Below are 18,956 nucleotides of genomic sequence, written 5' to 3'. Positions count from 1 at the left end.
GGGGAGCCGGCATCAATGGCCGCACGGCCCTGGTCACCGGGTCCGGCCGGGGCATCGGCCTCGCCCTGGCCCGGGGCCCGGCCGAGGCCGGCCGCACGGTGGTCCTCGGCGGACGCGGCGGCGACCGGCCCGCCGCGTCCGCCGCCGGCCTTCCCGGCGACGTCCGCACGGCGTTGTCCGCACGGCAGTGTCCCACGTGACCGGCGGACCCGCCGGGACCGCGGGCGTCGAGGAGCGGCGGGCCCGCTCGGCATCCTCGTCACCAGGCGGCACGCAACCGCGCGCCCCGCTCCGGGCACTGGACCCGCCCGGGGCGCGGCGGCCGGGTCCGCGTTCGCGCCCGCCGCCGACCGGGAGCGCTCCCGCACGGTGCTGCCGGAGTTCTGAGGCGGGGGGCCTGGCGCGGGCCGGGGCGGGGTGCGGGCAGCGCGGTCAGGGGCGCCAGAGCGGGTGCTCCGTCCGCGCCCACTCGCGGCTCACCGACCCCGTCCGCAGTCCCCGTCTCGCCTCCGGGTCCCCGAGGGCCATGCCGATGTGCCCGGCCAGGACCACGCCGATCGTCAGGGCGAGCCAGTCGTGCACGAAGGTCGCCGAGGTACGCCACATCAGCGGCGTGAGATGGGTGAACCACATCATCAGGCCGGTGCCGAGCATGACCAGGGTGGCGCCGGCGATCCAGGCGGCGTAGACCTTCTGGCCCGCGTTGAACTTGCCGGCCGGGCGGGAGGCGCGGCGCCTGTCGCGGCGCAGGGCGGCGCGCAGCCAGGTCCGGTCGTGCGGGCCGAAGCGGTTGAGGAAGCGCAGGTCGGAGCGGAAGGCGCGGGAGGCGAGGCCCAGCAGGACCGGCACCGGCAGGGCGAGGCCGGCGCACTCGTGGACCCGGACGACCAGTGCCCGGCGGCCGACCATGATCGCCAGCTGCGGGATGTAGAGGACGGCCGCGGTCACCACGCACACGCCCATCAGTACGGCCGTGCCGCGGTGCACCCACCGCTCGGCCCGGGTGAAGCGGTGGACGCGGGCGCCCGGCGGGGCCGGGGTCTCAGCTCGTAGGCTCATCGGTCCGTCCGTTCGAGCGGCCGACCCAGGCGTCGACGTCGTAGCCGAGGTCCTCCCAGTAGCCGGGCTTCACCCGGTCGGTGACCGTGATGCCGGAGAGCCATTTGGCCGACTTGTAGAAGTACATGGGGGCGACGTAGAGGCGGACCGGGCCGCCGTGGTCGTGGCCGATGTCCTTGTCCTGCATGCGCAGGGCGACCATGACGTCCGGGCGGCGGGCCTGCTCCAGGGTGAGGCTCTCGGTGTAGGTGCCGTCGAAGCAGGTGAAGCGCACGGCCCTGGCGGAGGGGCGGACGCCGGCCGCGTCCAGCAGCCGGGACAGCCGCACGCCCTCGAACGGGGTGCCCGGGACCCGCCAGCCCGTGACGCACTGGACGTCCCTGACCAGCCGGGTCTGCGGCAGCGCGCGCAGCTCGGCGAGGGTGTAGCCGCGCGGGCGGTCGACCAGGCCGTCGACGGTGAGGCGGTAGTCCGCCGCCGTCCGGTGCGGGACGGAGGCGGCGACCGAGTAGTAGCGGAAGCCGCCGCCGTTGGGCAGCAGCCCGGTCAGGCCGGTCGGGTCCTTGCCCGCGACGTCGCCGAGCAGGCCTTCGAGGCCGCGTTGCAGCGCGGGGGCGGCGAGCACGCCGAGCGCGCCGAGACCGAGCGTGCCGAGGAAGACACGGCGGCCGACGGGCCGGCCCTCCCGCTCCTCGGACGGTCCGTCCTGCTCCGCGGATGGTTCAGGGTTCACGTATTCATTCGAGCACTCGGGGCCCGGCAGGGCCAGGGAAACGGTTCACCGGTCAGACTTCCGTAATCACTTCTTACGTACGTCCCCCGGGCGCGGGTTTCTCACCGGCCGAGCGCGCGGGTGCGGGCCGCGAGGAAGGCCGCCCGGGGGTCGCGGTGCGCGTACGCCCAGGGTGCCGGGGTGGCGTGGCTCCCGATGCGCTGGAACAGGGCCGCCGCCTCGGCCGGCCGGCCGGCGCGGGTCAGGGCGAACGCGAGGTGGTTGAGGTCGATGTGGCGGCGCGGGTGGTCGTCGTGCTCCCACTCCAGCCACCAGTCGAAGGCGGCGGACAGCACGCGCCGGACCCGCGGCCCCGACCAGTGCCCGGACGCGGCGGGGTCGGCCGGGGCCAGGCCGGCGGCGGAGAGGACCCGGTAGCGCTCGGCGTACGCGACGACCGGCAGCACGGCCAGCGGGGAGTCGGCGGGGGCCGCGGCGGCGGCCAGCTCGGCCAGGTCGTACACCTCGTGGGCCTCGGCCCGGCCGCCGGCGGGCCGTTCGGCGAGGCGGGCGATCACCAGGTGGTGGGCGTGGTGGTGCTCGGGGTGGCGGCGGCGCAGCTCGGTGAAGGTGCCGAGCAGCTCGTGCTCCGGGCCGTGGGCGCGGGCCAGCAGCAGCCGGCCGAGCCAGGGGGTGGGGTCGGCGGGGGCGAGCGCCGCGGCCGTGTCGCAGGCCTCGCGGGCCCGGCCGGGCTCCTCCTCGCCGCGCAGGGCGCGCTGGACCAGGGCGAGGGCGAGCAGCGCGGCGGCGTCGGCGGAGCCGGGCTCGGCAGCGAGCCAGTCGCGTGCCCGGCCCGCCGCGCGGGGATCATCGGCCAGCACGGTGAGGCGGTGGCCGCGGCGGTCCCAGTCGTCGCCGGTGTGCGCCAGCAGGGCGCGGGCACTCTGCCGTGCGCCCTGGGCCAAGGCGGCCCGGGCGGTTCGCAGTTCGACGTCGTCGAGGGCGGCGTCGAAGGCACCGGAGCCGTCCCGGGCGGTCGCGCCGGACGGATCCGTGGGGGCCCGGCCAGCGCCGAGCAGGGGCGGGAGAGGGGGCACCGCGGGACTTCCTGTTTCTCGGGCTGCCATCGACCGATCACGCACAGCAAACCCCCAGCCAAGGATCACGTCAAGCGGAACGGCGCTGTTGCGGACTTCAACTTGCTTGGCGCAAGGGGTACTTGGGTCCTCCGATGCAGGTGGCGACGGTACGGGTGGCGGGGCCCGGGGGCTTGTGTGTGGTGCACGCCATGGCGTTCCGGACCCGTATGCCCCGCTTCCTGTGGCGTACGCCATGGCGTCCCGCGTCCGGGTTGCGGAGCATGGCGAGTCAATCGCCCGGTTCCCGGCGCTTGCGGGGCAATGCCGTATCGGGAGCGCTACAGTCGGCCACTACGCGCCCGTGGTCCGGCCGGATGATCGAGGTACCCAGCGTGTCCGTTCTGGTTCTCCTGCTCGCCGTGAGCGCGGCCTGCTGTCTCGGCTTCGGGTTCGTCCTGCAGCAGAACGCGGCGCAGCAGGCACCGCTCAGCGACTTCCTCTCCTTCCGGCTGCTGCTCGACCTGATGCGGGTGCCGCGCTGGCTCGGCGGCCTCGGGCTGATGATCGCCGGCATGGTGCTGGGCGCGATCGCGCTGGGCAAGGGCGAGATCTCCCTGGTGGAACCGCTGCTCGCGACCAACCTGCTGTTCGCCCTCGCCCTCTCCCGGCACCAGACCAGGCAGCCGCTCGGCCGGCAGGGCTGGGCCGGTCTGCTGCTGCTGGCGGGCGGGGTGAGCGCGTTCATCACCGGGGGCGAGCCGCGCGGCGGCACGGCCGTCACCGATCCGCTGCGGCACTGGCTGATCATCGGCGCCGTGGTGGGCGCGGCCCTGGCCCTCACGACGCTCGCCAAGCGCTCCCGGCTGAGCTGGGGCCCAGTACTGCTGGCCCTGGCGGCCGGCCTGCTGTACGGCGTCCAGGACGCGCTGACCCGGGTGAGCGGCATCCGCTTCGGCGAGGGCGGCTTCACCGAGCTGCTCACCGGCTGGCAGCCGTACGGCGTGGTGGCCTGCGGGGTCACCGGGCTCGTCCTGGTGCAGAGCGCGTTCGAGACGGCCCCGCTGCGCATGTCGCTGCCCGCGCTCACCGCGGCCGAGCCGCTCGCCGGGATCCTGTGCGGGGTGGGCTTCCTCGGCGACCGGCTGCGCACCGACACCGGGGCGCTGGCCTGGGTGGCGGCCGGACTCGCCGCCGTGGTCGCGGGCATCGTGCTGCTCGGGCTGCACCCGGCGATGCCGTCCGGCGGCGCCGAGGAGGAGCCCACGCCCCGGGACCTCCAGCGACGCTGAGCCCGCACCCCTGCTTGGATACGGGCATGAACCCTGCTGACGAGATCCTCGACGTCGTCGACGAGAACGACCAGGTCGTCGACCGGTGCCGGCGCGGCGAGGTCTACGCCCGCGGACTGCGCCACCGCTGTGTGTTCGTCCAGGCCCGGGACGCGTCCGGCCGGCTCTTCGTGCACCGGCGCACGGACACCAAGCCGGTGTTCCCCGCCCTGTACGACATGTTCGTCGGCGGGGTGGTCGGCGCGGGCGAGTCCTACGACGAGGCCGCGCTGCGGGAGGCCGAGGAGGAGCTGGGGGTGAGCGGCCTGCCCCGGCCCGCGTTCCTCTTCAAGTTCCTGTACGACGACGGCGCCGGGCGCAGCTGGTGGTCGGCGGTGTACGAGGTGCGCTGCGAGCTGCCCGTCCAGCCGCAGGCCGAGGAGGTCCAGTGGCACGCCTTCCTGCCCGAGGAGGAGGTCGAGGGGCGGCTCGGCAGCTGGGAGTGGGTGCCGGACGGGCTGGCGGCGTACGAGCGGCTGCGGGCGTTCCGGGCGGGCCCGTGACCGCCCGGTAGGGTCGGCCGCGTGAGCGAATTCGTACGGAACATCCGGCTGTGGTTCGCGCCGGAGCGGGTGCGGGACGAGGGCGGCACGCCCGACTACCGGTTCTCGCTGGCCAACGAGCGCACCTTCCTCGCCTGGCTGCGGACCGCGCTCGCGCTGATCGGCGGCGGATTCGCGGTGGACCAGTTCCTGCCGGACCTGCGCTGGGCGTGGCGGGCCGGACTCGCGCTCGCGCTGCTGGCGGCCGGTGTGCTCTGCTCCCTGCGGGCGGTGAACCACTGGGTGCGCTGCGAGCGGGCGATGCGGCGCGGCGAGGACCTGCCCGCGTCCCGCTTCCCCGCGCTGCTGAGCCTGGTCGTGGCGGTGGTGGCCGTCGCGATGGTCGTGGTGGTGCTGGTCGGATGGGAGGGGTGACGGCCGGGGCGGGTCCGGCGGGCCGGGACCCGGGGCTCCAGCCCGAGCGCACCCGGCTGGCCTGGCGGCGGACGACGCTGTCGGGCGCGGTGGCCACCGTGCTGGGCGTGCGCACGGCGCTGCACGGCGGCGCCTCGGCCACCGGGATCGTCGTGTGCGCGGTGTGCTGCGGGCTCTGGCTCGGCTTCGTCCGGGTGGCCCACCACCGCATCCGCGCCCTGTCCGCCGCCGCCCCGCCGCCCGCGCTCGCCCCCCGCCACGCGACCACGGCGGTGCTGTGCGCGATGGCGCTCGCCGTGTGCGCGGCCGTCCTGGTGGTCCGGATCTAGCCGGATCCGGCCGGGCTCAGCCGGATCCGGCCTGGGCTAGAAGGTGCCCTCCTGGCTCGTCGTGTAGAGGGCCCCCTCCTCCCCCCGGTCCCAGACGGCGCTCTCCTCGGTGTCCCAGTCCACCGTCACCACGATCTTCCCGCGCGTGTGGCCCTCCTGGCTCAGCCGGTGCGCGTCCGCCGTGCGCTCCAGCGGGACCGTCTCCTGGACATGGACGCAGACGGCGCCCCCTTCGGCCAGCTCCGCCAGGCGCCGCAGGTCCGCGGCGTCCGGGCGGACGAAGGCGTACCGGCCGCCGTAGGCCAGCACCTCCGGGTCGGCGATCGAGGCCAGCCGGCCCTCCGGGGCCAGCAGGTTGGCCGAGACCTTCAGGGCGTCGCCGCCGACGGTGTCGAAGACGGCGTCCAGCCCCTCGGGGACGAGCGCGCGCACCCGTGCCGCCAGGCCCTCGCCGTAGGCCACCGGCTCGCCGCCCAGCGCGCGGACGTAGTCGTGGTTGGCCTCGCCCGCGGTGCCGACGACCCGGGCGCCGAGGTGGGCGGCGAGCTGGACGGCGAGCGAGCCGACCCCGCCGGCCGCCGCGTGCACCAGGACCGTCTCGTCCCGGCCGACCTCCAGCACCTTGACCAGCACCTGATAGGCGGTGAGCCCGGCCAGCGGCAGTCCGGCGGCCTCCTCGAAGGACAGATTGCGCGGCTTGCGGGCCAGCGTGCGCACGGGAGCGGCGACGTACTCGGCGAAGGTGCCCCGGGAGAGGAAGTCCTCGCGGACGTAGCCGATGACCTCGTCGCCGACGGTGAACTCGGTGACCGAGACACCGGGCTGCACGACGACGCCGCTGACGTCCCAGCCGGGGACCACCGGGAAGACGGCGTCCAGGATCGCGTCGAGATGCCCCTCGCGGCACTTCCAGTCGACCGGGTTCACCGCCGCCGCACGCACTTTGACCAGGACCTGGTCGGGCCCGACCTTGGGGTCGCGCAGCTCGCCGTACTCCAGCACCTCGGGTCCGCCGTAGCGGCTGTAGCTGATGCCCTTCATGTTCTCGACCCTCCGGGGTCCCCGGACGCCACGCAACCGGGATGCCCGGATATGCGGCTTTCGCGTGGCAGCCTGTCCGTCGTCAGCACGCCGCACCCCCCGAAGGTGAGCACCATGACCACCCTCCACCACGAACACACCGCCCACGGGACGCACAGCCACGGGCCGGACTGCGGGCACCACGCCGTGCCGCACGGCGACCACACGGACTACGCCCACGACGGACATCTGCACCGGGCGCACGACGGGCACTGGGACGAGTGCGAGCCGGCCGGGCACCTGGTCCACGAGGACCATGAGCACGTGCACCACGACGAGTGCGGGCACGCCCAGGTGCGGCACGGCGATCACGTGGACTATCTGCACGACGGGCACCGGCACGCCGAGCACGGGGACCACTGGGACGACCACTGACCTGCCGGGCGGCAGGGGCCGGCGGCTCCCCGGGGCCGCACTCCGGGGAGCCGCCGGCCCAGGGTGGCACCGGTCACGTTCGGCTCGATCTTCGCCGTACCCACTGGACGGCATACCGACCGGTCGGCATCATGAGTCGGGTCCTGTTCGCCCGTTCGTAGGAGTGACGTATGAGTGCCGACCACCCGCCCGGACTCGACCTGGACCGGCTGCGCACGCTGCTCGACCGCGAGCGTCCCGGTCTGGTGAGCGGCCCCCTCACCGGACGGCTGATCGAGGGCGGACGGTCGAACCTCACCTACGCGCTCTCCGACGGCACCTCGAAGTGGGTCGTGCGCCGTCCCCCGCTCGGCCATGTGCTGGCCACCGCGCACGACATGAAGCGCGAGCACCGGGTGATCAGCGCCCTGCACCCCACCGAGGTGCCGGTGCCCCGGACGGTGCTGCTGTGCGAGGACGAGGAGGTGCTCGGGGCTCCGTTCTACGTCATGGAGTTCGTCGAGGGAACCCCGTACCGCACCGCCGACCAGCTCGCCCCGCTGGGCGCCGAGCGCACCCGGAACGCGGTGCTGTCCCTGGTGGACACGCTGGTCGGGCTGCACGCCGTGGACCCCGCCGAGGTGGGCCTCGCCGATTTCGGCCGCCCGGACGGCTTCCTCGACCGGCAGCTGCGCCGCTGGGGCAAACAGCTCGACGCCTCCCGCAACCGCGAGCTGGCGGGCATCGACGAGCTGCACGCGGCCCTGGGCCGACGGCTGCCGGCCTCGCCCGCCCCTGCCGTCGTGCACGGCGACTACCGCCTCGACAACGTGCTGATCGGCGCGGACGACACCATCAAGGCGATCCTCGACTGGGAGATGTCCACGCTCGGCGACCCGCTGACCGACCTCGGTCTGCTGGTGATGTACAGCCAGAAGCTCGGCATGCCCGACTCGCCCGTCTCCACCACCGCCGAGGCCCCGGGCCACCCCGCGCCGCGGGAGCTGATCGAGCGCTACGCGGCCCGCTCGGGCCGGGACGTCTCGGGGGTGTCCTGGTACACGGCGTTCGCCTGGTTCAAGCTCGCCGTGATCCTGGAGGGCATCCACTACCGGTACACGCTCGGCCAGACGGTCGGCCGCGGCTTCGACCGCATCGGCGACCTCGTGCCCGTCTTCATCGACCACGGACTGACGACTCTCCAGGAAGGCTGACCCCACATGGACTTCGCGTTCGACGCGCGTACGGAGGAGCTGCGCGGCAGGCTGCTCGCCTTCATGGACGAGCACGTGTACCCCGCGGAGGCGGTGGCGGAGGAGCAGCGGGCCGCGCTGGCCTCGCCCTGGGACACCCCGGCCGTGGTCGGGGAGCTGAAGGCCGAGGCGCGCAGGCAGGGCCTGTGGAACCTGTTCCTCCCGGACGCCGAGTACGGCGCCGGGCTGACCAACCTCCAGTACGCGCCGCTCGCCGAGATCACCGGCCGTTCCCCGCATCTCGCGCCCCCCGCGACCAACTGCGCCGCGCCCGACACCGGGAACATGGAGGTACTGGCGCAGTTCGGCAGCGACGAGCAGAAGAAGCAGTGGCTCGAGCCGCTGCTCGCGGGCGAGATCCGCTCGGCGTTCGCGATGACCGAGCCGGAGGTGGCCTCCTCGGACGCCACCAACATCACCACCCGCATAGCGCGGGACGGCGACGAGTACGTCATCACCGGCCGCAAGTGGTACATCTCCGGGGCGATGAACCCGGACTGCAAGATCTTCATCGTGATGGGCAAGACGGACCCGGACGGCGCGGACATCCGCCGCCAGCAGTCCATGGTCCTGGTCCCGCGCGACACCCCCGGTGTCACGGTCAAGCGCGCGATGCGGGTCTTCGGCTACGAGGACCACTCGCACGGCGGCCACGCCGAGGTGGTCTTCGACCACGCGCGCGTGCCGGTGGCGAACCTGGTCGGCGAGGAGGGCGGCGGCTTCGCCATCGCCCAGGCCCGGCTCGGGCCCGGCCGGATCCACCACTGCATGCGGCTGATCGGCATGGCCGAGCGGGCGATCGAGCTGATGTGCCGGCGCGCGGTCTCCCGTACCGCGTTCGGCAAGGCGCTGGCCCAGCAGGGCGTCGTCCAGAACTGGATCGCCGACGCCCGGGTCACCGTCGAGCAGCTGCGGCTGCTGGTGCTGAAGACGGCCTGGCTGATGGACACCGTCGGCAACAGGGGCGCGCACACGGAGATCCAGGCCATCAAGATCGCCACCCCGCGTGCGGTGGTGGGCATCCTGGACCGCGCGATCCAGCTGCACGGCGCGGGCGGCGTGAGCCAGGACCTCCCGCTGGCCGAGCTGTACGCGAGCGCCCGCACCCTGATGCTCGCCGACGGCCCGGACGAGGTGCACCAGCGGTCGCTGGCGCGGCGGGAGCTGAAGAAGTACCTGTAGGCAGGAGCGCGTGAGGGGCGGTCGCCGCGGGCGACCGCCCCTCACGCACGCGTCCGCCCGCCTACGGACGCAGCGCTCTCAGCAGCAGGTCGGCCAGCTGGTCGGCGACCTGCTGGGGGGTGAGGGGGCCGTCGGGGCGGTACCACGTCGACAGGTGGTGGACGGAGCCGAAGTGGTAGTCCACGACCAGGTCGGCCGGGGTCGCCGTGGAGAAGACGCCCTCCTTCTGGCCCTCCTCGATGAGCGCGCGGAAGCGCTCGTGGTAGCGCCGGCGCTCGGCGCGGACCTGCTTGTTCTTCTCCGGGCTCAGATGGTGCATCGAGCGGAAGAAGATCATCGCGTCGTCGAGGTTCTCGATCGTCGTGACGACCACGTCCGCCGCCGCGCCCCTGAGCCGCTGCTCCACGGGCTCGTCGGCGTTCGCGAACGTGTCGAGCCGCTCCTGCTGCAGGCGCAGCACGCGCGCGTACACCTCGTGCAGCAGATCGTCCTTGGAGCCGAAGTAGTGGTACAACGCGCCCTTGGTGACGCCGGCCGCCTCCACGATCTCCTGCACCGAGGTGCGGTCGTAGCCCTGCTCGGCGAAGAGCCGGGTGGCGGCGGCCAGCAGCCGCTGCGGGACGGGCGTCCCGTCGCCGTCCGAAGTCCTGGGCACTGCCGCCACCTGCCTTTCCGTTCTGCTGCTAGTCGTGTGCGGTGCGGGAACGCAGTTCCCGCCGGAGGATCTTCCCACTTGCCGTCTTGGGCAGCTCGGGCAGGATCTCCACCTGGCGCGGGTACTTGTAGGCGGCCAGTCTCTCCTTGCAGTACATCGCGAGTTCGTCCGGGTCCGCCTCGGCCCCCGGACGCAGGCTGATGTACGCCTTGACGGTCTCGCCACGGTAACCGTCGGGCACCCCGACGACGGCCACCTCGCGCACCGCCGGGTGCGTGTACAGCACGTCCTCGACCTCGCGCGGCCACACCTTGAAGCCGGACGCGTTGATCATGTCCTTCTTGCGGTCGACGACGTACAGCCAGCCCCGCTCGTCCATGAACCCGATGTCGCCGGTGCGCAGCTCGCCGTCCGGGAAGGTCTCGGCGGTGGCGTCCGGGCGCCGCCAGTAGCCGGGCACCACCTGCGGCCCGCGCACCGTGATCTCGCCCTGCTCCCCGAAGGGCACCTCGGCGCCCAGGTCGTCCAGGATGCGTACCAGGGTGTCGGCGCCGGGCAGGCCGACGGAGAGCGTCCCGGAGACCGGGTCCACGGGCGCTTCGAGGCCGGGCGGTACGGAGGCGCAGGGGGCGGTGCACTCGGTGAGGCCGTAGCCGACCCGGATGTACGGCCCGAAGCGCTCCCGGAACCGCTCGACCAGGGCCGGCGGCACGGGGGCGCCGCCCGACGACATGTTCACGAAGGAGGCGAAGTGCTCGCGGGTGACGTCCGGGTGGGCGGCGAGCGCCATGTAGGCGGTGGAGGGGCCCACGGTGTAGTGCGGGCGGTGCTCGGCGAAGGCCTCCAGGACCACGCCGGGCTCGAAGCGGTAGCCGAGCACCAGGGTGCCCGCGCTGGTCACACTGGCGCCGAACTGGCAGACCATGCCGGTGATGTGGAACAGCGGCGCGAGCGCGTAGTAGACGGGCGCCTCGGGCAGGGCGAGCCCCGCGGCCTGCCGTTCGGCGTTGTGCATGATGTTGGCGTGGGTGTTGGTCGCGCCCTTGGGCGTGCCGCTGGTGCCCGAGGTGTAGCTGATCAGCGCGATGCCGTCCGGGCGCGGCGCCCGTCCGGCGGGGGCCGTGCCGCCCTGCCGGGCCACGGCGGTGAGGTCGTCGGCGTCCGGGGCCGCGGGCAGCCGCTCGAAGGCCAGCACGCGCGCGTCGTCGCGGGTCTGGAAGTCCCGCTCGCACGCGGTGAGCACGATCCGCACCGGCGAGCCGGCGGCCGTCTCGCGCAGATACGCCTCCCAGGCCCGGTCGGAACAGATCAGCGCGGCCACCTCGCCGTCCCGCAGGACGTGCGCCACCTCGGCCGACTTGTACATGGGGTTGACCGGGACGACGGTCGCGCCGGCCTTCCAGGCGCCGAGCACGGCCAGCACGAAGTGCGGGGAGTTCTGCAGCAGGACGGCCACCCGGTCGCCGCGCTCCAGGCCGCGCGCGGCGAGGTGGGCGGCGACGGAGTCGGTCAGCTCGTCGACCTCGCGGTAGGTCAGCCGGGCGTCGAAGTAGGCGAGGAAGGTGCGGTCGGGGGCCTCGGCGACGGCCTCGCGCAGGGCGTGCACGAGGGAGTCGGCGGGGTCGACCGGTTCGCGCTGGGCGTCGGTGAGCAGGGCGAGCCAGGGCCGGGCCGCGTACCGGGAGGCGGTCACCGGGTCGCCTCCCACTTCTGCTGGATGTGGTTCATGGTGGTGAGCCAGCGCTCGGGCTCACCGGCCCGCACCTGGTAGAAGTCGGCCACCTCGGGGTGCGGCAGGATCAGGAAGCGGTCCTCCGCGATGCCCTTGAGCAGCGCGTCGGCCACGGCCGCGGGCTCGATCGCGGTCGGCTGGAGCACCATGTCTCCGGCGCTGCCGGTGGCGGCCAGCATGTCGGTGCGCACGCCCTGCGGGCAGATGGCGTGGACCTTGATCCCCCGGTGGCGGTAGGTGAGCGAAAGCCACTCGGCGAAGGCGTAGGCGCCGTGCTTGGTCACGCTGTAGGAGGGTGCGCCGATCATCGTCAGCAGTCCGGCCGCGGAGACGGTGGAGACGAACCGCCCGGAGCCCCGCCGGAGCCAGCCGGGCAGCAGGGCGTGGGCCGCGCGGACGTGGGCCATCAGGTTGACGTCCCAGGAGGCCGCCCAGGACGACTCGTCGAGGCCGGCGCCGAGGTCGCCGTCCTCGAAGGCGACGCCCGCGTTGGCGCAGTAGACGTCCACCGTGCCGCCGAGCGCGTCCCGGGCCGCCTCGACGATGCCGGAGGCGTCGCCGGGCACGGCGGTGCCGCCGATCTCCTCGGCCACCGCCCGGGCCTTCCCGGCATCGAGGTCGTTGACCACGACCCGGGCCCCTTCCGCGGCGAACCGCCGGGCCAGCGCGGCCCCGATCCCCCCGCCCGCCCCCGTGACGACCACTCCCGCATCCTGCACGGCTTCCACCATCGGTCTCCTTCGACACGACTCAGCGCGGCGCGCATCGGCCCTGATCGGCCCAGACTAACCAGTCGGTATGTGTAAAGGAAAGGGTGACCGCGCCAACCTCAAGGAGGCGGGGCCGTATCGGTCCGCGGCACCGCCGCGCACCCCCCGGCCCCACGAACGGTCCGCACGTGCCCACTCACCGGAGGACCCCATGCACCTGTCCCGACGGACCCTGCTCGCGTCGGCCTCGACGGCGGCCCTGCCGGCCGCGCCCCGGCACGGCGAGCGGTTGCGCACCGGATTCGAGAGACTCTCGGCCGACGGCTACGCGCTGCTGGCGGGCCGGCGCGTCGGCGTCGTCACCAACCCCACCGGCATCACCCGCGACGCCCGGCACATCGTAGACGTGATGCACGCGGACCCCCGGGTCCGGCTGACGGCGGTCTTCGGGCCCGAGCACGGCTTCCGGGGCACGGCCCAGGCGGGCGGCTCCGAGGGCCGCTACGACGACCCGGCGACCGGCCTGCCGGTCTACGACACCTACCTGAAGAGCGGCCGGCCGCTCGCCGACGTCTTCACCGCCTCCGGCGTCGACACCGTCGTCTTCGACATCCAGGACGTCGGCGCCCGCTTCTACACGTACATCTGGACCCTGTACGACTGCATGGAGGCGGCCCAGCTCGCCGGCAAGCGCTTCGTCGTCCTGGACCGCCCGAACCCGGTGACCGGCCGCGCCGCCGAGGGCCCGGTGCTGCACAAGGAGTTCGCCACCTTCGTCGGGCGGCAGCCCGTCGCACAGGCCCACGGCATGACCGTCGCGGAGCTGGCCCGGCTGTTCAACGAGGAGTTCCTGAGCACGCCCGTGCCGCTGGAGACGGTGGCGATGTCCGGCTGGCGGCGCGACCGGTTCTACGACGCCTGGGGGCTGCCCTGGGTGCCGCCGAGCCCCAACATGCCCACCGCCGACACGGCGTTGGTGTACTCCGGGACCTGCATGTTCGAGGGCACCAACCTCTCCGAGGGGCGCGGCACCACCCGGCCCTTCGAACTCCTCGGCGCGGAGGGCGTCGACGGCCGCTGGGCCGCCGCGGCGAACGGGCTCGGACTGCCGGGCGTGCGGTTCCGGGAGGCGTACTTCACGCCCACCTTCTCCAAGTTCCAGGGCAAGACCGTCGGCGGGGTGCAGATCCATGTGACCGACCGGGCCGGCTACGACCCCGTGCGCACCGGGATCGCGCTGCTGGTGACCGCCCGGAAGGTGTGGAGCGGCTTCGCCTGGCGGCCGGACGACTGGATCGACAAGCTCACCGGTTCCGCCCGGGTGCGCACGATGATCGACGCGGGCGCCGGCACCGACGAGGTGACCGGCGCCTGGCAGGAGGAGCTGACCGCGTTCCGGCGGGTACGCGGGAGGCATCTCCTCTACAAGTAGCCCGCGCCGTATGGCCAACCCCGCTCTCCGGCAGGACGATACGTGCCGAACGCACCGTTTCGGGGGGGACGAGGGAGCCTGGTATGGCGGATCCTGGGATGAACGTGACTCCCTACTGGGAGCTGACCTTCGACGCGGACGGGGACGTGGACGGACCCGAGCGCGACCGGCTGCTGGCGCAGGTCACGGAACGCGGCGTCCGTGACCTGATCGTCTTCGCGCACGGCTGGAACAACGACCGCTCGGGCGCGACCTCGCTGTACCGCCGCTTCTTCGCCCCGGTCCCGGGTCTCGCGCCGAAGGCGAGGATCGGGTACGTCGGCGTGGTCTGGCCGTCGATGCGGTTCAGCGACGAGCCGATCCCCGACTTCCCCGGATCCGTGGCGGCGGCAAGGGCACAGGCGGCGCCGCGCCGCGCGCTGGACGAGGACACCCGGCGCGCGCTGCTGGAGACCTTCCCGGGCCGGGCGACCGTGCTGGACCAGCTGGCCCGGATGCTGGACGAGCGGCCGGACGGCGCCGCGGGAGTGGCCGAGTTCGGGCGGCTGGTGCGGCTGCTGCCGGACGCGGACCCGCGGGGGGCGGCCGACACGGACGAACCCGGCGAGCCGGCCGTGCTCGACGGGGATCCGGTGGCCGCCTGCGAGCAGTTCGCCGAGGCGCTCGCCGCGCTCGGCCCGGCGGGCGGCGTCGCGGGGTTCGGCCTGCCGAACCCTTGGGACGGCGCCAAGGAGCTGCTGCGGCAGGTGACGTACTACCAGATGAAGCGGCGGGGCGGCACGGTCGGCGAGCGCGGACTCGGGCCGCTGCTCGGGCGGCTGGCCGAGGCGGCGCCCGGGGTGCGGGTCCATCTGGTGGGACACAGCTTCGGCGGCCGGCTGGTGGCCTTCGCACTGCGCGGGCTGCCCGGGACGGTGCGCACGGTGAAGTCGGTGACCCTGCTGCAGGGCGCCTTCTCGCACTACGCGTTCGCGGACCGGCTGCCGCACGCACCGGACCGGTCGGGGGCGCTCAAGGACGTGCGGCGCCGCGTCGACGGCCCGCTGGTGTCCTGCTACTCGCACTTCGACGCGGCCCTCGGCACGTTCTATCCGCTGGCCTCCCGGCTCGCCGGGGACGACCGCGCCTGCGCGGGCGACGAGATCGCGGCCGTGCTGGGCCCGCGGTGGGGCGCCCTGGGCCACGACGGGGTGCAGGCGGTGCCGGGCACCGTCCGCCTCGACCTGGCGGCGGCGCTGAGCGGCCGGCTGCCCGCGTCGGGGTGCGTGAGCGTGGACGCGGCGGCCGTGGTCCGGCACGGCGGCGCACCGACCGGGGCGCACAGCGACATCGTGCACCCCGAACTGGCGCGGGTGGTACTGGCGGCGGGCCGCATCGGCTGACCCGCCGCCCCCGCGCGCCTCAGCGGTGCGCGGTGTACTCCACGACCTGCTGGAAGGTCGGCCGGTTCTGCCAGCTGATCCTGCCGTGCTTGATGCCGCCCAGGGTGCGCTGGTTGATCGAGTCGGCGCACCACTGGTCCCCCGCGGCGCACAGGTCGTCGCCCGGGTAGACCTGGGCGGCGGTCAGGCCCGCCGCCTGCTTCAGGGTGCTGATCAGGGCGTCCCGGCAGGCGGTGACGCTGCCGCCGCCGCAGTACTTCTGCGGGAGGCCGCCCCGCACGGGCTCCCCGAGCACGGCCCGGATGTCCTTGTCGACATAGCTCCACCAGCCGTACTGGAAGGAGCTGCCGGCGTGCGAGCCGGTCGGGCCGTGTCCGGCGGAGGGCGCCTCGTCGACCGGCAGGCTGTCGGTGATCGCGGTGTACAGGTCGCTGCCGAGCCCCGGCTGGAACTCGGCCTTGACCAGCTGCGGCCACCAGGCGTCGAGGATGCGGATCGCGTCGGCGTCGGCGTACTTCTTCGAACCGGCCGACGTCTCCGTGCGCTTGGCGCCCGCGGTCACCCACGCCTGGAGCTTGCCGACCGCCGCGGCGGCCGTGGCGTCGGTCACCGGCGAGGAGGTGACCACCTTGAGCAGCTCGGGCAGCACGTCCTCGGCGCGCAGATCGGCCAGGCCGGCGTCGGCCATCGCCTGCACCAGCTTCGTACGGGTCACCCCGCCGGCCGCGACCAGCTTCTTCACCCGGTCGTCCAGCAGGTTGCCGCGGTGTACGGACCCGTCGCCCCAGGACGCGGTCGTGTAGTCCTTGGCCTGCTTGTTGTTCCAGGAGATGTAGTAGTCCTGGTCGACGGAGTTGGGGTGCTCGGCGGCCGGCGTGTAGGCGGACGTGTTGGTGTCCGGGTCCCAGTTCCGCCACTCGTACGCGGGCCGCGCCCACACCGGGAACTCGGCGTCGACACCGCTCGCCCGGACCGGGTTGTCACCGCTGTTGTAGTAGGCGGTGTGCTGGGAGTCGGCGTAGAACCAGTTGAAGGTGTAGTTGATGTGCTGGGCCGCGCTCTGGAAGTCCTTCGGCCCCTTGACGTAGTCGGGGTCGTTGAGCATCTGGAAGCCGATGATCGAGTCGGCCTCGTGCAGATAGGAGGAGCGCAGGGTGGTGTAGGCGACCTTCTTGCCGCCGACGGTCGCCCGGTAGGCCACCGGTCCGTACTTGGTCCGCCAGGCGCGCATGGTGTACGACCCCGCGGCCGTGCCGTCGGCCGTGGTGGGCTTCCAGGCGTTCTTCTGCTCGATCTTCTCCATGGCCGTGCAGGTGCCGTGGTACAGGTAGTGGTAGTCGTCCTGGCACAGCTCGACCGCGTAGCTGTCGATGATGTCCTGGCCCGAGGTGGTCGCGCTCCAGGAGTAGTCCTGGCCGCGGCCGAGTTCGACGTACATGCTCAGCCCCGCGAAGGAGGCGCCGCGGGCGCTGATGCCCGGGCCCTGGATCTCCTGGAGCATGAGCAGCTGCGGGGCGAAGTAGCCGGTCTGCGGTCCGAAGACGGCGATCGGGTGGCCGCTCGCGGTGTGCGCGCCGCTCACCACGAGGGCGTTGGACATCCCGCGCTTCGCCGAGCCGAGGGCGGTCCTGGCCGCGCTCGACGAGGTGCTCCTCGCGGTCGCCGTGGCCCCGCTGCCGGTGCGGTCGTAGACGAGGGGCTCCTGGGTCACCGTGCCGGCGTCGGGCAGGGCCTCGCCCTGGGCGTCGGCGGGCTTGGCGCCGTACGGGAAGCTCTCGCCGCCGTGCACGGTGAGGGCGGCCTCGGGGTCGTTGCGTTCCCGGAAGGCCTCCCAGACCTTGGTGCCCTCCTCGACGCCGTACTTGGCCTGGGCCGCCAGCAGGGACAGGGCGTTGTTCACCTCGCCGCCCCCGCCGGAGCCGAACAGCGAGCCGACCACGGAGGCCAGCGCCACCAGGTCGGTGACCTTGAAGTGGTCTATCGTGCCGGCGTTGGTGATCGCGTCCTTGTGACCGGTCAGGACGTACTCGCCGGGGAAGTAGCGGCCGCTGTCGGAGGCGTCGATGTAGGCGTTGACGCCGGCGAGGTAGGCGTTGACGTCGCCGAGGGCCTGCTGGCCGCGCGCGCCGTTCTTGGCCACGGCGCTGTCGATCTGCGCCTGGAGGTCGGCCTCGGTGTAGGGGGCGTTGCGGTAGAACTGCTGCTCCAGGCCCTGGTTGGCCGGGGCGCCGCCCGCGAACGAGGTCAGCTGGCCGCGGCCCACGTGCCGGAAGACGTCCATCAGCCACAGCCGGTCCTCGGCCGCGGCGAACCCGGCGCCGAACTCGGTGCCGTACCGGGTGGTGCCCGTGATGTGCGGCACACCGGTCTTCTTGTCGCGGACGATGGTCACATCGCTGCGGCCGGCCGGCTTCTCGGTGGAGGCGACCTGGTCGGACGGGACGCCGAACGAGGCGTCGTCGAAAAATGTGTTGATCTTCGCATCGGTGAGGCCGGAGTAGCCGGTGGCCAGGCCGGCGTACGGGCCGAGCTGGTCCTCGGCGTGGTCGGGCTGGGTGCCGAAGACCTGGTTGAGCAGGATCTGGGCGAGTGTCGCGTTGCCGTTCTCGCCGGGCGGCAGGATGTCCGAACACTGGCCGCCGCAGTAGTCGTTGGGTGCGGTGGCGTCGGTCGCCGCCACCGCCGTCCGGGTGAGGGGAGAGAGAAGACCTGCGATCAGGACGCATACAGACGCGGTCTTCAGGAACCCGGGAAGTCGGCGGGACGTTCTCAGTCTGTCAGGGGCGTTGCGTGGGGTTCGCCGTGACATGGCAGCTCCTTGTGACAGAGGTGGGCGAACGTTACCGCCGGTATCCCCAGGTTTAAAGATGAACATGCGTCACTTTCCGGAGGACGCAAGCAGATCCCGAGAAGGGATGGAGCCGAACCGCCTGTCGATACGTCTATTCGGCGACGTCCTTGCGACGACGCCGAAGTGACCGAAGTACAGGTGCAGGTGTGACGGAGGTGCAGGGCGATGGCCGGTTTCCGGAGTCTGGCGAGACAGGTACGCGATCCGGGCTGTGATCTGGCACTGCGGCGGTACTCGCTGCGCAAGTGCCTGGAGAAGTTCGCTCCTTACGGGCATCGGGCGACCTGGGACCATCTGTGCTCCCGGGCGGGTTTCGGTCCCGAGGACCGCTCCCCCGACCCGGCGCGGCTCGTGGCCGCGCTGCAGGAGCTGGAGGAGGCCAGGGACGTCTGGCTCGCCTATGAGACCGACTTCACCGAGCGACGCAGGAAGGAGAAGCACGACGGGCTGCGCCGGCCGGGCAGTGTGGACGACTGGCACCGGCTGACCTGGGGCGGGTTCGGCGTCGCCTGGTGCGACGACCCGCGGGTCCACCCCGAGGAACCGCTGGCCGAGGTGCTGCGCCGGCTGATCGCCGCGCTGGAGCGGGCGCCGGGTTCGTCGTGCCCGGTCTGCGGCGGGGAGCGGCTGGCCTGGAGGTACGGCCTGGACCATGAGCCGTCGTCCGGTCCGGTCTGCACGGACTGCGGAATCCTCGTACCGCGGCCCGTCCTCAGCCCGCAGGCCCTTCGGTACGCCGGGCGGGGAGACCTGTTGATGTCGGCTTGATGCCGGCCTGAGCGGTGCGACGGTCACCCGGTGCGGCCCGGACGGAGGGCCGGCACCGGTGCGGGGTGCGCAGGGGATGCCGCACCCCTTCCGCCGGAGGGCCGTGCCGCTGCCGGTGGGATCCGGCACCATC

At 73.3% G+C, this 18,956-nt stretch carries 18 protein-coding genes; 10 read left to right on the top strand and 8 right to left on the bottom strand.

All coding sequences use genetic code 11. From position 1 onward, the window contains the following. Positions 1–432 precede the first annotated feature (432 nt). The 3 genes from ACF073_RS18440 to ACF073_RS18430 all read right to left on the bottom strand — a co-directional run bounded on the left by ACF073_RS18440 (position 433) and on the right by ACF073_RS18430 (position 2,868). Complete coding sequence (locus tag ACF073_RS18440) at positions 433–1,059, bottom strand: cytochrome b/b6 domain-containing protein (protein WP_392071173.1); 627 nt, start codon at positions 1,057–1,059, stop codon at positions 433–435. Further along, on the bottom strand, positions 1,043–1,792 hold the full coding sequence (locus ACF073_RS18435; RefSeq protein ID WP_392071170.1) for a molybdopterin-dependent oxidoreductase: 750 nt from the start codon (positions 1,790–1,792) through the stop codon (positions 1,043–1,045). Before ACF073_RS18435 ends, ACF073_RS18440 begins: the two co-directional genes overlap by 17 nt. A gap of 101 nt (positions 1,793–1,893) precedes the next feature. Beyond that, complete coding sequence (locus ACF073_RS18430) at positions 1,894–2,868, bottom strand: hypothetical protein (protein ID WP_392071168.1); 975 nt, start codon at positions 2,866–2,868, stop codon at positions 1,894–1,896. A 374-nt stretch (positions 2,869–3,242) separates the two neighbouring features. Between ACF073_RS18430 and ACF073_RS18425 the strand changes: the two genes are divergently transcribed. From ACF073_RS18425 to ACF073_RS18410, 4 genes are read left to right on the top strand one after another with little or no spacing between them, the layout of a single operon-like run. Further along, positions 3,243–4,139 (top strand): DMT family transporter, encoded by an 897-nt coding sequence (locus ACF073_RS18425; RefSeq protein WP_392071166.1) that lies wholly within the window; start codon positions 3,243–3,245, stop codon positions 4,137–4,139. Positions 4,140–4,165: 26 nt separating this feature from the next. Further along, positions 4,166–4,681 carry an NUDIX domain-containing protein gene (locus ACF073_RS18420; protein ID WP_392071164.1) on the top strand — a complete coding sequence of 172 codons (516 nt, stop codon included), beginning with the start codon at positions 4,166–4,168 and terminating at the stop codon, positions 4,679–4,681. 21 nt (positions 4,682–4,702) lie between these two features. Next, positions 4,703–5,095 (top strand): YidH family protein, encoded by a 393-nt coding sequence (locus ACF073_RS18415; protein ID WP_392071163.1) that lies wholly within the window; start codon positions 4,703–4,705, stop codon positions 5,093–5,095. Then, complete coding sequence (locus ACF073_RS18410) at positions 5,083–5,424, top strand: DUF202 domain-containing protein (protein WP_392071161.1); 342 nt, start codon at positions 5,083–5,085, stop codon at positions 5,422–5,424. Before ACF073_RS18415 ends, ACF073_RS18410 begins: the two co-directional genes overlap by 13 nt. A 36-nt stretch (positions 5,425–5,460) precedes the next feature. Here ACF073_RS18410 and ACF073_RS18405 read toward each other — a convergent pair whose 3' ends face one another. Beyond that, positions 5,461–6,465, bottom strand: a complete 1,005-nt coding sequence (locus ACF073_RS18405; protein ID WP_392071159.1) for an NADP-dependent oxidoreductase — start codon at positions 6,463–6,465, stop codon at positions 5,461–5,463. Between the two features lie 114 nt (positions 6,466–6,579). Here ACF073_RS18405 and ACF073_RS18400 point away from each other — a divergent pair, with 114 nt between their 5' ends. From ACF073_RS18400 to ACF073_RS18390, 3 genes are all read left to right on the top strand, one after another. Next, positions 6,580–6,879 (top strand): hypothetical protein, encoded by a 300-nt coding sequence (locus ACF073_RS18400; RefSeq protein ID WP_392071158.1) that lies wholly within the window; start codon positions 6,580–6,582, stop codon positions 6,877–6,879. Positions 6,880–7,049: 170 nt separating this feature from the next. Next, entirely contained in the window at positions 7,050–8,072 is a 1,023-nt protein-coding gene (locus tag ACF073_RS18395) for a phosphotransferase family protein (RefSeq protein ID WP_392071156.1), read from the top strand. 6 nt (positions 8,073–8,078) lie between these two features. Next, complete coding sequence (locus ACF073_RS18390; protein ID WP_392071154.1) at positions 8,079–9,293, top strand: acyl-CoA dehydrogenase family protein; 1,215 nt, start codon at positions 8,079–8,081, stop codon at positions 9,291–9,293. Between the two features lie 61 nt (positions 9,294–9,354). Here ACF073_RS18390 and ACF073_RS18385 read toward each other — a convergent pair whose 3' ends face one another. Genes ACF073_RS18385 through ACF073_RS18375 form a run of 3 tightly spaced genes read right to left on the bottom strand, consistent with a single transcriptional unit; the run spans position 9,355 to position 12,411 of the window. Then, positions 9,355–9,948 (bottom strand): TetR/AcrR family transcriptional regulator, encoded by a 594-nt coding sequence (locus ACF073_RS18385; RefSeq protein ID WP_392071153.1) that lies wholly within the window; start codon positions 9,946–9,948, stop codon positions 9,355–9,357. 28 nt (positions 9,949–9,976) lie between these two features. Next, positions 9,977–11,641 (bottom strand): class I adenylate-forming enzyme family protein, encoded by a 1,665-nt coding sequence (locus tag ACF073_RS18380; protein ID WP_392071152.1) that lies wholly within the window; start codon positions 11,639–11,641, stop codon positions 9,977–9,979. Continuing rightward, the gene (locus ACF073_RS18375; protein WP_392071151.1) at positions 11,638–12,411 is read right to left on the bottom strand and encodes an SDR family oxidoreductase; all 774 of its coding nucleotides are present in this window, start codon (positions 12,409–12,411) and stop codon (positions 11,638–11,640) included. Before ACF073_RS18375 ends, ACF073_RS18380 begins: the two co-directional genes overlap by 4 nt. A gap of 190 nt (positions 12,412–12,601) precedes the next feature. Here ACF073_RS18375 and ACF073_RS18370 point away from each other — a divergent pair, with 190 nt between their 5' ends. Together ACF073_RS18370 and ACF073_RS18365 are read left to right on the top strand one after the other, a co-directional pair. After that, a complete protein-coding gene (locus tag ACF073_RS18370; protein WP_392071149.1) occupies positions 12,602–13,822 on the top strand; it encodes an exo-beta-N-acetylmuramidase NamZ domain-containing protein in 1,221 nt (406 codons plus the stop codon). Between the two features lie 83 nt (positions 13,823–13,905). Beyond that, positions 13,906–15,204, top strand: a complete 1,299-nt coding sequence (locus tag ACF073_RS18365; protein WP_392071148.1) for a serine-threonine protein kinase — start codon at positions 13,906–13,908, stop codon at positions 15,202–15,204. Between the two features lie 19 nt (positions 15,205–15,223). On the opposite strand, the gene ACF073_RS18360 is transcribed toward ACF073_RS18365, so the two are convergent. Next, complete coding sequence (locus ACF073_RS18360) at positions 15,224–18,013, bottom strand: penicillin acylase family protein (protein WP_392071146.1); 2,790 nt, start codon at positions 18,011–18,013, stop codon at positions 15,224–15,226. 207 nt (positions 18,014–18,220) lie between these two features. On the opposite strand from ACF073_RS18360, the gene ACF073_RS18355 reads away from it, so the two are divergent. Beyond that, entirely contained in the window at positions 18,221–18,823 is a 603-nt protein-coding gene (locus ACF073_RS18355) for a hypothetical protein (protein WP_392071144.1), read from the top strand. Positions 18,824–18,956: the final 133 nt, after the last annotated feature.

Source organism: Streptomyces sp. NPDC015171 (assembly GCF_043079545.1).
Classification (GTDB): Bacteria; Actinomycetota; Actinomycetes; order Streptomycetales; family Streptomycetaceae; genus Streptomyces.
This window is presented reverse-complemented; position numbering and strand designations above follow the sequence as displayed.